This is a genomic window from Vreelandella zhanjiangensis DSM 21076, from assembly GCF_000377665.1.
Taxonomy (GTDB): Bacteria; Pseudomonadota; Gammaproteobacteria; order Pseudomonadales; family Halomonadaceae; genus Vreelandella; species Vreelandella zhanjiangensis.
On the sequence record NZ_KB898646.1, the window covers coordinates 483,015 to 496,850 of the forward strand.

Genomic DNA, 13,836 nt, shown 5'->3' on the forward strand with positions numbered 1-13,836 from the left:
AATGAGTCATGACCTACACGAATCGCTGCGCGATAACGTCCGTATTCTGGGCGATAGCCTGGGGCGTACAATCGCCGACGATCTGGGCCAAGCTTTTGTCGATAAAATAGAAACAATCCGGGCACATGCCAAGCGTGGTCGCCAAGGAGATTCCCTCCAGCAGCGCGAACTTATCGAATATTTACGTAAATTACCTGAGCGTGACCTGCTGCCGGTAACGCGCGCTTTCAACCAGTTTCTAAACTTTGCCAATATTGCCGAGCAGCACTATAGAGCACGCTTTCGGCGCGTGGAAGATTACAAACCTGGCTCACAACCAGCGTTGGATGAGCTACTCGCGCGTGCCCAGCAGGCGGGTAATTCACCGCGTAAGCTGGTGGAAACTCTCGCCAACATGCGTGTCGAGCTGGTACTTACCGCGCATCCAACCGAGGTTATCCGCCGCACGCTGATTCAAAAATATGATGCTATCGATGAGTGTCTGACCGCGATTGAGGGTTCTGAAGGCTACCCCGAGCGCGGCGCTCGCGCCCAGGGGCGCCTCGAAGAGCTTATTAGTCAAGCATGGCATACCGATGAAATTCGTCATGAACGACCTACCCCGGTTGATGAGGCCAAATGGGGCTTTGCGGTCATCGAAAATTCGCTGTGGCAGGCCGTACCGGATTTTCATCGCGACCTGGATAACCTGCTTCTGGAGAATGCCGGCGAGCGCCTGCCTCTGGATGCCGCGCCTATTCGCTATGCATCGTGGATGGGTGGGGACCGCGACGGTAACCCCAATGTGACCGCACGCGTTACTCGCGAAGTCCTTCTGTTAGGGCGCTGGATGGCCGCAGACCTTTACCTGCGCGATTTAGAGCAGCTCAAAACCGAGCTCTCCATGTGGAAGGCAAACAGCGCTTTGAAAGCCGAAGTCGGCGATGTGGCCGAGCCGTATCGCGAACTGCTTAAACGCCTGCTGCTTAAAATGGAATCTACCCGTGACTGGGCCAAGGCCAAGCTGGATGGTCGTAATTATGATGGCGGTCCGATTGTTGAAACCCGCGATCAGATATACGCGCCATTGCTTGCCTGCTATCGCTCGCTTTGCGATGTGGGGCTGGATACCGTCGCCAACGGCTCACTGCTGGATACTCTGCGCCGTGTCGCCGTGTTTGGCGTTACGCTTACCAAGCTGGACCTGCGTCAGGAAGCCAGCCGCCACGCTCAGGTCATCGAAGAGCTCACCAGCACCTTGGGGCTTGGCCACTATGAAGAGTGGGACGAAGCCCAGCGCCAGGCCTTTCTGCTGGAAGAGCTTGCCTCGCGGCGCCCGCTTATTCCGCGCCGCTGGGAGTGCTCCGCTGAGTCCCGTGAGGTGCTGGATACCTTTAAGGTGATCGCTCAGGAACATACTGAAGCGCTCGGCACGTACATTATCTCCATGGCCGCCGAGCCGTCGGACGTACTCACCGTGGCGCTGTTAATGAAAGAAGCTGGTGGTGAGGTCACGCTGCCCATTGCGCCGCTATTTGAAACGCTCAATGACCTGGACCATGCCGGTGACGTAATCGAACAGCTACTGACGCTACCCGGTTATCGGGCGCTGATCGGGGATCGTCAGGAAGTCATGATTGGCTACTCCGACTCCGCCAAAGATGCCGGGCAGTTAGCCGCTGCCTGGGCTCAGTACCGCGCCCAGGAAGCGCTGGTGAATGTTTGTGAGCGGCATGGCGTTGATCTGACCCTGTTCCACGGACGTGGTGGAACCGTGGGCCGTGGGGGCGGCCCGGCACACGCCGCTATCTTGTCGCAACCCCCGGGTTCGGTAAATGGCAGCCTGCGGGTCACTGAGCAGGGCGAGATGATTCGCTTCAAGTTCGGCCAGCCGGACATTGCCCTTCGCTCAATGGAAATTTATGCCTGTGCTGTGCTTGAGGCCACCTTGCTGCCGCCTCCCGCGCCAGAGCCCCATTGGCGCGAAGAGATGGACAAACTCGCCCGCATTGCGCATGCAGGATACGTGGGTATCGTGCGTGAAAACCCGGATTTTGTGCCGTATTTCCGCGCGGTGACGCCGGAAGGCGCGCTGGGGCGTTTGCCGCTCGGCTCGCGTCCCGCCAAGCGACGCCAGGATGGAGGTGTTGAAACGCTACGCGCGATTCCCTGGATATTTGCCTGGACACAGATCCGCTTGATGCTGCCCGCGTGGTTGGGAAGTGGCGAGGCCTTCGCCCGCCGCCTGGAGGAGCCGGGCGGACTGGAAGTGCTTCAGGAGATGCGTACGAACTGGCCGTTTTTTGGCACTTATCTGGACATGCTGGAGATGCTGCTCGCCAAGGCCGACACCGCCATTGCCGCGTACTATGAACACCGCCTGGTCGACGAGCCGTCGCTTAAATTGCTGGGCAAAGAGCTACGCGAACGCTTTGCCCGCCTGGAAGAGGTGCTGTTGAATATTCTGCAGCAGGAAAAGCTGCTTGAGAATACGCCGCTGATTCGTCAGGCGATTGACGTGCGTAACCCCTATATTGACCCGCTGCACGGATTACAGGCCGAGCTTTTACAGCGTAACCGCGATGCCGATGGCGCCATTAGTGCGGATCTTTCGCGCGCGCTAATGGTGACGATGGCCGGTATTGCCGCGGGCTTACGCAATACCGGCTAGGTGCCCAGGCTAGTTGTGCTTATGCCGCCAGCGCCGCTGGCGGCATAAATTAACACTTCAGGAGTCGTCAATGAATCCAGATGCCCAAGCGGTGCTGCAGTTCTGGTTTAACGAACTAACGCCAGCGCAATGGTTTAAAAAAGATCTCGAGATGGATCGGGTAATTGTTACCCGGTTTGCAGAGCTGCACGCCCGAGTTGCTCAGTGTGAATGCTACTCATGGCGCGAGACTCCCCACGGCCGTTTGGCCGAAATTATTGTGCTCGACCAGTTTTCACGCAATATGTACCGCGATAACGCCCGCGCCTTTGGGTATGATGCGTTGGCCTTAGCCCTGGCGCAGGAAGCCGTGGCGGCAGGTGCGGATAATGAGCTAAGCCCCGCAGAGCGTAGCTTTTTGTATATGCCGTATATGCACAGCGAGTCCAAGGCAATTCACGCGCTGGCGCTTAGCCTGTTTGACCAGCCAGGGCTTGAAAACAACCTGGATTTTGAAATTCGCCATAAGGTGATTATTGATCGCTTTGGCCGCTACCCACACCGCAATGCGGTTTTGGGGAGGGCATCAACCGATGAAGAGATCGCCTTTTTAAAACAGCCAGGCTCCTCTTTTTAGCGGTGCTTTTAACTCCTTTTAGCCTTACGGCGTGTTATGTCATTACGAAAATCGACCCGAATCAATAAGTACATCAGTGAAAGCGGCCTTTGCTCGCGCCGAGAGGCGGACCGGTTTGTGGAGCAGGGTAACGTCTGGATCAACGGCCGACGGGCCACCACGGGTGATCAGGTGGTGGCGGGCGACCGGGTAAAAGTGAATGGTCAGGAGATCGAGCCTCAGGAGGAAGAAGACCTGATTCTGATTGCACTCAATAAGCCCGTGGGCATTGTGAGCACCACGGAGTCGAGTGAAAAAGACAACATCGTTGAGTTTGTAAAACATGGCGCGCGTATTTTTCCCATCGGTCGGCTGGATAAAGACTCTCAGGGTCTAATTTTTCTGACCAATAACGGTGATCTGGTTAACAAGATCCTGCGCGCCAACAACAATCACGAAAAAGAGTATCAAGTGACGGTTAATAAGCCGATCACGGATGAATTTGTTGAAGGCATGCAAAAAGGCGTGCCGATTCTGGGGCAGGTGACCAAAAAGTGCAGCGTAGAGAAAGTCTCCACGTTTGCGTTTACGATTACGCTGGTGCAAGGCCTGAACCGCCAGATTCGCCGTATGTGTGAATATTTTGGCTACGAGGTTACTCAGCTAATTCGCACTCGGATCATGAACGTATCGCTTAAAGGGTTAGCGCTAGGGGACTGGCGCGATTTAACGCCCAAAGAGATCGATACGATTATCACGCTTACCGAAGGCTCTGAAGCTACCCCGGCAGCGCCCAAACAGGCTAAACCGAAAGCCAAGCCCCGCACGCAAAACGGCCAAAATGCGCGTCAGGGTAAGCCGGGTGCAAAATCCCACAGCTCTGGTAAACCGGCTAATGGTAAAGCTGCAGCCGGAAAATCAGCTTCGGGTAAAACGCGCTCAAGCGTTAAGGGTAAGCCCGGTGCGGCTGGCAAGGCACATCCCAAGGCAAAAGCCGCCGCGGGGGGTAAACCCGCAGCGGCAGGCAAGCGCAGTGGCAAGCCTACGGGTAAGGCTCGCCCCAGTGCTGGAAAACCCGCTGCACGTGGAAAAGCACCGCGCCCCAAAACAAAACGTTAGGCTTTTTAGGTGCTTGCACGGGCTTTGGTTACAGTTATCCTCAATAAGCAAATGAGGCTTAGAAATCTCAATATTGCTATAAAGCAAAGTTGACGCCCGTACCTTGCCCAAGTATGAGAACGCCAACTAAGGTATTGATACTCGGATATCAATGGAGGACCTTGTGATGGCAAAGCCTGAGCTGCAAGATGCCATAATATATACCCAGGATGGGAGCGTACTAGGCACCGTGTCGGATGCCAGTGCTGAAACGAAACTTGAAATACTCAAATCAGACGGTAGTCGGATCTGGGTAGAGCGAAATGACCTCAGCGAAAATTATGGTCAATTGACGCTTGCCGAAGATTACACGGTTTACTCGGCTGATAGCGTCAATGGCGATTGGACCGAAGGCGACGTAGACGACACGGTCGAAGATACGTTCCCCGCCAGTGATCCGCCCTCATTTACCTTGGGTGATGAAGGCAAAGGGCGTTAACGGAGGCGTTACGCTTAAGTCTTCATACTTCAACACTAAAAAGCTGGGCGTTGCAGACCGCAACCCCAGTTTTTTTATGCAGTTAAGCAATGTCAATCAATCGCTATGCCAGCAAAAAATTGGCAATCAGCTCTTTGCCACCTTCGGTCGCAAAGGATTCCGGATGAAACTGAATGCCGTGAATCGGGTAATCGCGGTGTTTGACCCCCATTAACTCGAATTCGCCGACGGCGTTCCAGCGGCTGCGCTGTTCAAAGTCAGCAGTCTGCAAGCTACCCACCGTGGCGGTCACTTGCAGGCATTCAGGTAGCGAGTCTGCATCGGCAATCAGCGAGTGGTAGCGCATTACCTCTAGCTGGTCGGGTACGCCTTTAAATACCGACTGCTGATCATGGGTGACTGGGCTGATCTTGCCATGCATGGGTAACGGCGCTTTTACCACCTTGCCGCCAAACACATGCACAATGCCCTGCATGCCTAAACAAACGCCCAGTAGGGGGGTGGTTTTACCCAACTCCTTGATTACATCGGCACATACGCCAAAGTAGCGCGGGTCATCGGGCGAGCCGGGACCCGGTGAAATAATAATGCGGTCAGGTGCCATCGCGACAATATCGGCAAACTCAATCTGGTCATTGCGCTCAACGATAATGTCAAAATCGTCAAGCGAGCCGCGGTTTTTTTCCGTAGTGAGAATCTCACCAATGAACTGATAAAGGTTGTAGGTAAACGAATCGTAGTTATCGATGATCAACACTTTCATGCTGGGCTCTCCGAATCCATAAAGGGCGCTAGGGCTTTACGTGTACCCGCGAATTTACGTCGAATCTCTTCATACTCATCGTCTGCGTTACTATCAAACACGTTGCCGCCACAGGTCTGCACATAGGCGTTCTCGCCATTTACAAATACGGTACGAATAGGAATGGCAAAGGTGCAGTCGCCGTTAAACGAAAACTGGCCCACCGCGCCGCCATACGGTCCGCGGCCATCGGTTTCCAGGTCATCGATGATTTTCATGGCTTCAATCTTGGGCGCGCCGGTCAACGTACCGGCCGGGAAGTTGCTGGCCAGTGCGCTAAACATGTCTTCTCCCTCTGCAATAATGCCAACAATTTCGCTAGAGATATGCTGAACGTGGCTAAAACGCTTGATATCCATCAGGCTGCGTACTTTAACGGTACCAAACTGGGCAACCCGGCCAATATCATTACGATGCAGATCAACGATCATATTGTGCTCGGCAATCTCCTTAGGATCGTTAAGCAGCGCCCTCGCCAGCTGGGTATCTTCCTGAGCCGTTTGGCCCCGGGTCGTCGTCCCTGCCAAAGGAAAGGTTTCCATTTCACCCTGGCGTAGACGAAACAGCAGTTCAGGGCTTGCGCCAATCAGCTTCTGCTCACCAAACTTCATGTAGTACATCTGCGGCGAAGGGTTAATCGTTCGCAGCTGATCGTAAAGGGCGACCGTATCGCCCTCTACTCGAAAGCGCTTTTTAAACCCGACCTCACACTGAAACACCTTGCCGTCGATAATATCCTGCTTGACCTTGGCGACCGCCGCGGCGTGTTCTGACTGGCTCATGGTGTCGCCCAGCGAGGTGATTTTCAGTTCGTCGCTCTCGATATCCTCGGCGTCGATAAGTGTTTGCAGAAAATCAAAGCGGCTATGGTCGTAATAGAAGTAGGTTACCTCGCCGGTCATCTTGTCGAGGATAAGCCCATCTTTATAAAGCCCAAAACGAAACGTATCGAAGTCATCATTGGCTTTTAACGAAAGCGTAGGCTCGAAGTATTGCATCGCGTCGTAGCCTAAATAGCCGCTTAGCCCGCCAGCATATTTTCGCGAAATAATATTTTGCGGTATCAGGCTACGCAGCAGGGCATAAGGGTTGTCGCTTGGATAGTGCTCGGTATGGCCGTCGCGGTCTTCAATACTCAGCGTTTGGCCATTCGCGTAAATAGTGTACTCAGGGTCAAAGCCAATAATCGAATGGCGCGCCATATGGCTATCTTCGCCCAGTGACTCCAGCATGTAGCAGGTAGCAAACTGCTTTTCTATCTTCTTGAATAAGGCAAAGAAATCACAGTCCGCCGCGAGCGTGACGTAGTGAGGTTTACGCGGCAGAGTAAACGGGCGCGGGCTGGCCGATGTGGGCATGGATTGGGTGGTCATGGTTCAGCGTTCCAGTAATGGGTAAGAAGTGCCTAACGCGCGTGAACCACGCGAAACGGTCGCAATGCCAACACCTAACATTTCCGCAATCTTGCGGTGGGGAACACCATCACGGAGCAGATTGAAAATTTGCAGCCGTTTGCTGATTTCCAGATATTCTGCTGGCGTTAGCAGATTACTTAGCGCTTCATGCATGGCGTCCGGGCTTTCAATCGCCAATAGATAGGTAATCAATTCGGCGTGGTAGGAATCATGTGAAGACGAGTTGTGTGAAGACATGAGCGCACCGGTAATAGAAAGGCTGTACTAGCGTACTAGTACGATATATTGATCGGCGAGGAAGTCAAGTAATTCCCAGACTTGGAAATAGGGCTGGAAGAAATAGAGCTGGAAGAAATAGGGCTGGCGTTGGGGTTAGCAATAGGGTTGATGGGAAAGCTGGCGGAAAGGCGTTAAATGCTCAACGCTAATGGGTCTTGAGGAAGGTGGTTGTTCGCAGACAGTAATAGATTACTATACCGTCATCTTGATTAAGGGGTACGGCATGACGGCTTATTTTATCCAGGCATTTATCTACCTTCTGGCGGCAGTAATCGCAGTGCCGCTTGCCAAACGGTTTGGCTTGGGGTCGGTGCTGGGATATCTCGTGGCCGGGGTTGCCATTGGGCCGGTTTTTGGACTGGTAGGGCAAGAGACCACCACTATTCAGCACTTTGCCGAATTTGGCGTGGTGATGATGCTTTTTCTGGTCGGTATGGAGCTAGACCCCAAAAGCCTCTGGGCAATGCGGGTCCGTTTGGTAGGGCTTGGCGGGTTGCAAGTCGTGATAACCGCCATTGCGGGTACGGCCATCGCCTGGTGGTTGGGTCTGGTATGGCAAACGGCCTTAACGGTCGGGTTAATTTTTGCGCTTTCCTCCACCGCTATCGTACTGCAATCGTTAAATGAAAAAGGCCTGGCTAAAACCGAGGGCGGGCGTAGCGCTTTTTCGGTGCTGCTATTTCAGGATATTGCCGTTATCCCCATGCTCGCCTTGATTCCGCTGCTGGCGCTGCCGGAATTGATGGGAACCGGTGGCGGTGGAGATGACCACGGCAGTTTCAATCTGGTAACGCATCTTCCCGGCTGGGCCCATGCTCTGGTCGTCATCGGTGCCATTGCCGCGGTTATTGCGGGCGGTTATTACCTGGGCCCGCCGCTGTTTCGCTACGTGGTAGGGGCTGGGCTTCGCGAAGTATTTACCGCCACCGCACTGATGGTGGTGATTGGTATTGCAGCGCTAATGAGCTTGGTGAATTTATCACCCGCGTTAGGCGCATTTTTAGCGGGCGTAGTGCTTGCCAACAGTGAGTTCAAGCATGAGCTGGAAGCCAATATAGAGCCATTTAAAGGGCTTCTATTAGGGCTTTTCTTTATCACCGTGGGCGCCGGGATCAATTTTCAAGTATTGGCGGCCGAGTGGGCCACCGTCGTTGCATTGGGGTTAGCGGTCATCGCGGTTAAAGCCATCGTTTTGCTGGCGCTTGCCTGGCTGTTCAAGATCCGTGGAAGTAACTTTTGGCTGTTTGCGCTGAGCCTGGCCCAGGCCGGTGAATTTGGGTTTGTGTTGCTGACCTACAGCGTACAAAGCAGCGTTATTGCGCCGGATACTGCGCAGATTCTGTCGCTGGTAGTGGCGCTTTCGATGTTTTTGACACCACTTCTCTTTATCGCTTATGACCGACTTGTTCTACCCCGTTACCTGAGCGCGAAAGGGGAGGAGCGCGACGCCGATGATATCGAAGAACAGGCGCCGGTAATCGTTGCTGGGGTAGGACGTTTTGGGCAGATCATCTGCCGTTTACTGCGGGCTAATAATATCCCTATGGTCGTGCTGGATCTTGAGCTTGAGCAGATTGAAAACTCACGCCGGATCAATATCAAAAGCTACTTTGGTGATGCCAGCCGCTCGGATCTTCTGGAACGAGCGGGCATCGAAAGCGCCAGGATGTTGGTGGTGGCCATCGACGATCGCGAGCGCGCGGTGCACATGATCCAGCACGTCAAGCACTATTACCCTAACGTGTGGGTGTTGGCGCGGGCCTTTGATCGCGGGCACGGGTATCAGTTGCGTAAAGCTGGCGCCGATGATGTGGTCAGTGAAACCTACCACTCCGCGCTGGAGCTGGGTGGCCACGCGCTGACGGCCATGGGCGTGCACCCCATGCGGGCGAAGCAGATGACCTGGTCGTTTGTGCAAAACGAAAAAGCCCACGAAGATGAGCTATTTGAAGCCTGGCAAGAGATTGAAGGCGGCATCAGCTTTAGCCCGCGTTACGGTGAGCTGTTTATGAAACTGGAGGAATCACTCAACAGCGCGATGCAGCAAGACTGGCGAGAACCCGAGCGCGCTGATGTCCCTATCTGGACGCCGCCCGATAAAAGTGAGCAGTAGGGTAGGTAAAGAGATTTTAATTGAGCCTCAAAATGAACTAATGCGCTGAGTTGATTGAGCTGGCTTGGCGTTTCTAACTGCGCGATTATTTTCCGGGGGAATTACCCTACTGCTAAGTGATAGGTTCTGGAGCTTACAGGGACGTCTATACCGCCGAACACCCGGTTAGTATCGAAAACTAAAGTCATAGTAGGATATTGACTGGAGTACAGCTAATCTAAGATACATACAGGGCGTCAGATGTCTGCTCTTACGAACATCATATAGGCATAATATCCTTAGTGCTTTTATAGATTGAGTTTAAAAAAACCTAAATCATTTAAAACACCTTCCTTATAATTGATCCATGAAAATAAACGCAGCTTTTAACGATAATTTTGGCATGCGTTTTCCAGTGTTCAGTTTTGCATTGATTACTTTTCTTTTCAATATAGTGATATATTATTCTATAATATTATGTTTTCACATGTACCAATGATTTTTTCAATTTCATCTTTATTTAAGAAAAATGGTGCAGCAAGGTCTTTAATAGTATCTTTTTTCTCATTATTGGAAAGTGAGGCCCAAGAGTTGTTCGCCTTCATTAGGTCTATGTTTGATTTTATAATTTTCAGCTCTCTAGGGCGTGATTTTAAAGTTTCCCTCCATTCTCTCCAGCTATCTGCTTCTTTTTTGTTTCCTTGTTTTTCTAAGATAGCAATAATTTCATCGACAGTTTGATTTGATATTTTTGCTATCTGAGGGCTAACTGCCACATCTGGATCGTTTGGCAATTCTGAAAACTTAGCCTCAAGCAAAGCTCGATGCAAAAACAAAAGTTCAAAATAGCTTTCAAACATCATAATTATTCATCCTTTTAATTTGGATTAGGTCCAGTATATGTCACGCTTTCAATTTGCCGACCAATTCTTAGTGAGCCATGATGAATTAACTCATTAGGTTGAGTGCCAGGTGATAACTGTACACCGTCTCTTAGTTGAAAAGACATCATATGTGTTGCACTTTGGCCTCTTCTACCCATGAAAAGAGCTTGCTGAGCTACCTCAGGTGAGTAATTACCTTCAGTAGTCATAAATACACGATTCCGATTATCTGCTCGTATAACCCCGGATGACATAATTGAAGATAGGTTTTCTTCATTTGTATAGTGGAAGTATGTCTGAGATGGATTTCTTTCATTTAAATCACTAATGCCAGCTGCTGAGAGGCGCACATTGGTTATTTGGTCCGCATCTTGTGCGCTAGAATTATGTCCAAAGATAACAGCTATAGCAGCTGTAGTCGCTGTCACTCCTAAGCCTGCAAGCCATTGCGCTGCTGAAGCGCATGCGGGAGTAACAGCGGGAATCACACATGCGGCCGCTGGATTTAAGCCTAACGGATCCACCGCTCCCATCGGATTCGTCACATACCCATATAAATTCGTCCCACCCTGCAACCCAATCGGATCCTGACTAATATACCGGCCCTGCTGCGGGTCATAGTACCGGTAGCGGTTGTAGTACAGCCCGCTTTCGTCATCATGCCACTGACCCTGAAAGCGAATCGGCTGCGCTGTGCTGCCGCGCTGATGCTTCACTGCCGCCCAATCATCAGGCTGCGCCTGCCATTTCGTTTCGCCATTAGGCGCCACCAGTTGCATGGGCGTACCTAGCGCATCGGTCACAAAAGCACTGAGCGCTTGGCCTTGCTGGGTATCATCAATGCGCAGCATGGGCACAAAACTACCCGGCTCGTAGACAATGGTCGAGCGCTGACTGTCGCTTTCTTCCCGTACGATGCGGTCGCCATCCCAGCCGTAGCGGGTGGTGGCAGTAGTGCCGTTGGTGTGGCGTACGGTTTTGCTGATTCGGCGGCCCAGGCCGTCGTAGCGGTAGGTGGCCTTCGTGGTATGGCCGTAGGCGCTGGTGTGGGTGAGGCTTACCAGGCGGTTGGCACCGTCGTAGCCCATCGTCAGGCGCTCGCCATCCGGTTGTTGCCGCTCGATCATATTACCCGCGCCGTCGTAACGGTAGCGGGTGCCGTTGAGCTGGCCCAGGCGGTTGTCGGAGAGGGCCTGCTGGCCGTCCAGGCGGTTACCGGCGGCGTCTAGCGCGTAGCGGTGGGCCTGGTCGCCGTGCTGGCTGCCGGTGAGGCGACCGGCGGCATCGTAGCTGTAGGCAATTACCTGCGAGTGATCGCCTTGCAGGGCGCGGAAGCTCATCCGGCCCAGGGCATCGTACTGGTACTGCTGGCCGCCGTTGGCCTGCGCGCCGCGTAGGGTGAGGTGATCCAGTTGGCCGAGGTGGGTATAACCACGCTCCAGAATCAGCGGTTGGGTCTGGTCGCCACCGCCGAGGCTGACGCGGCGCTGAGTTTCGCGGTGCAGGGCGTCGGGCTCCAAGGCGATGTCCAGGTTCAGGTCCGGCGCGCTCAGGCCGTGCAGGTGGCCGCTGCCGTAGGTGTGCCAGTTCAGCGCGGGCAAGTCGCCAAACTGGCTTTGCTGCGGCGCGCCGTTGGCGGTGAGGGTGTGGTGTTGCTGCCACTGCCAGGGGCTTCCGCCTTCGAGACCTACGTGGCGCTGCTGTTCGCCGGTCAGCCGTTGAGCGTGGTCGTACTGGAACGTCACTTCGCCATGGTCGTTGGTCACACTCATTAGTTGGCCGTTGGCGCCCCAGCGGTAGTGTTCGCTGCTGGCCGGGGCGTGTTCGGTGGCCGGTAGGTGGCGGGCGGTCAGACGCCCGGCCTGATCGTAGTCGTAGCGCGTGGCCAGCGGCTGGCCGTCCGGGCCGGTGCGGTTAGTTTCGATGCGCTCGACCAACTGGCCCGCTTCATCGTAGCGGTACTGCTGTTCACGGCCGTCGGGGCCGGTTTCGCTGGCCAGGCGGTCCATGTCGTCATAGGCAAAGCGGTAGACGGCACCGTTGCCCAGGGTGAGTTCGTTCAGGCGGCCGATGTCGTCATAGGCGGTATATTGATGGCTGCCGTCAGCCTCGATACGCTGCACCGGGCGGCCGTGGTCGTCAAAGAAGAACTGCTGACGGAAGCCTTGCGGGCCTTCTAGCTCGGCCAGCCGACCTTGCGGGTCATAGTGGTGGTGCCAGTGGGTGCCGTCGGGCTGTTGGGTGGCAATGCGGCGTCCCAATTCGTCGTGCTGGGTGCGGGTGATTTCCCCAAGGGCATTGGTGATGCTGGCGAGAAAACCGTGGCGGTCGTAGGCGTAGGCGGTGCGTTGCTGGGAGCAGTCGATCTGGGCAGTGACCTGGCCCAAGGCGTTCCACTCATGCTGGTGCGTCGCGCCCACCGCATCGGTGACCGTAGTAGGGCGGTCGGGCAGGCGTTCATCGTCATAGGCGAAGGCGGTCGAGCCTTCCGGCCCGGTGATCTCCAGCGGCTGGCCGCGTTCGTTGCGGGTAATCTGCCAGCGCTGGTTCTCGGGGCCTTCTACGCGGGTCGTATCGCCCATAGCGTCGCGCTCGAGGATCCAACGCTGCCCATCCGGCGTGACCTGACCGATCACCTGGCCGTTCTCGTCGCGCTCGATCAGCGTCTCGCGGCCGAGTGGGTCGACCGTGGCGATCTTGCGCCCGGCGCGGTCGTAGCGAAACTCGATGCGCGAGCCGTCGGCACGGGTGTGGGCCGTCCAGCGCTGGCCGGGGCCGCTACCCACGAAGTGATACAGCTCTTCACGGCCCAGGCTGTCGGTGACCTGGGTGTGATCGACGTGATAGGTGTAGCGTCGTGCGAGGCCGCCCGCTTCCTGCTGGCCGACCACGCGGCCGTCCGGGGCGTGGCGGTCCCAGGTGTAGTGGGCTTCCAGGCCGCCGGGCACGCGGTGGGCAGTCAGCATGTGATCCTGCCACTCGAACTCGCGGACTACGTCGCCATGGCGGTGGCGCACGGCGAGCAGGTCACCGGCGGCGCTGAACGAGTAGCGCACTAGCCAGTTGTCCTGAGCGCTGCCGTCGTGGTCCTGAACCAGCTTGACGCCGGTGAGGCGCTGACCGGCATCATCAACTTGTTTGGGCAGCAGGGCGTCGTAGACGAACTGGTAGTGGTGCCCGGCACTGTCGATGGCGCGCACCAACAGGTCATTGTCCCACTGGTACGCCGTGGCATAGCCGTTACGGTCGCGCTCTTCGATCAGCGGCCAGCGGGTGGCCTTCCAGAAACGAGACGATGACCTTGTGGCCGATACGCAGAATGCCCATGCTGCCGTAGCCGCCGCCCGTTCTATGCCGGTATACTCAAGGCTTCTGAGCGCTGGACGCACCCCGTATAGAACTGGAATTTGACACTGTCCCAGATGGCTATCCGCTTCCCGGGGCGCCTGGAACACCACCTCAGTTTATGAGGCTGGCTGACACAGAGTTTTTGAACACTCTCGATAAGGTTGATATGGCCGT

At 54.9% G+C, this 13,836-nt stretch carries 10 protein-coding genes and 1 pseudogene; 6 read left to right on the plus strand and 5 right to left on the minus strand.

The window, feature by feature from the left end:
* Position 1 precedes the first annotated feature (1 nt).
* The 4 genes from ppc (at position 2) to D467_RS0102125 (ending at position 4,842) form a co-directional block, all read left to right on the plus strand.
* Positions 2 to 2,650, plus strand: coding sequence for a phosphoenolpyruvate carboxylase (gene ppc, locus D467_RS0102110; RefSeq protein ID WP_018915855.1), 2,649 nt, complete (start codon positions 2 to 4; stop codon positions 2,648 to 2,650).
* Positions 2,651 to 2,720: 70 nt separating this feature from the next.
* Positions 2,721 to 3,266, plus strand: coding sequence for a DUF924 family protein (locus D467_RS0102115; RefSeq protein ID WP_018915856.1), 546 nt, complete (start codon positions 2,721 to 2,723; stop codon positions 3,264 to 3,266).
* Between the two features lie 36 nt (positions 3,267 to 3,302).
* Positions 3,303 to 4,364, plus strand: coding sequence for a 23S rRNA pseudouridine(2604) synthase RluF (gene rluF, locus D467_RS0102120; protein WP_026285572.1), 1,062 nt, complete (start codon positions 3,303 to 3,305; stop codon positions 4,362 to 4,364).
* 166 nt (positions 4,365 to 4,530) lie between these two features.
* A complete protein-coding gene (locus tag D467_RS0102125; protein ID WP_018915858.1) occupies positions 4,531 to 4,842 on the plus strand; it encodes a hypothetical protein in 312 nt (103 codons plus the stop codon).
* Between the two features lie 103 nt (positions 4,843 to 4,945).
* Here the strand turns inward: D467_RS0102125 and D467_RS0102130 are convergent, their stop codons facing one another.
* The 3 genes from D467_RS0102130 to D467_RS0102140 are packed head-to-tail and all read right to left on the minus strand — an operon-like array spanning position 4,946 to position 7,296.
* Positions 4,946 to 5,605, minus strand: coding sequence for an anthranilate synthase component II (locus tag D467_RS0102130; RefSeq protein ID WP_018915859.1), 660 nt, complete (start codon positions 5,603 to 5,605; stop codon positions 4,946 to 4,948).
* The gene (locus D467_RS0102135) at positions 5,602 to 7,017 is read right to left on the minus strand and encodes an anthranilate synthase component I family protein (protein ID WP_018915860.1); all 1,416 of its coding nucleotides are present in this window, start codon (positions 7,015 to 7,017) and stop codon (positions 5,602 to 5,604) included. Before D467_RS0102135 ends, D467_RS0102130 begins: the two co-directional genes overlap by 4 nt.
* A 3-nt stretch (positions 7,018 to 7,020) precedes the next feature.
* Positions 7,021 to 7,296 (minus strand): Trp family transcriptional regulator, encoded by a 276-nt coding sequence (locus D467_RS0102140; protein ID WP_018915861.1) that lies wholly within the window; start codon positions 7,294 to 7,296, stop codon positions 7,021 to 7,023.
* A gap of 265 nt (positions 7,297 to 7,561) precedes the next feature.
* Here D467_RS0102140 and D467_RS0102145 point away from each other — a divergent pair, with 265 nt between their 5' ends.
* Positions 7,562 to 9,451: a monovalent cation:proton antiporter-2 (CPA2) family protein gene (locus D467_RS0102145; protein ID WP_018915862.1), complete on the plus strand. Its 1,890-nt coding sequence runs from the start codon at positions 7,562 to 7,564 to the stop codon at positions 9,449 to 9,451.
* A 446-nt stretch (positions 9,452 to 9,897) separates the two neighbouring features.
* Here the strand turns inward: D467_RS0102145 and D467_RS0102150 are convergent, their stop codons facing one another.
* Positions 9,898 to 10,293, minus strand: a complete 396-nt coding sequence (locus tag D467_RS0102150) for a hypothetical protein (protein ID WP_018915863.1) — start codon at positions 10,291 to 10,293, stop codon at positions 9,898 to 9,900.
* A 14-nt stretch (positions 10,294 to 10,307) separates the two neighbouring features.
* Positions 10,308 to 13,280 carry an RHS repeat-associated core domain-containing protein gene (locus tag D467_RS19910; RefSeq protein WP_279614488.1) on the minus strand — a complete coding sequence of 991 codons (2,973 nt, stop codon included), beginning with the start codon at positions 13,278 to 13,280 and terminating at the stop codon, positions 10,308 to 10,310.
* Positions 13,281 to 13,664: 384 nt separating this feature from the next.
* Here D467_RS19910 and D467_RS19815 point away from each other — a divergent pair.
* Positions 13,665 to 13,784 (plus strand): annotated as a pseudogene (locus tag D467_RS19815) (IS256 family transposase); the annotation flags it as partial.
* Positions 13,785 to 13,836: the final 52 nt, after the last annotated feature.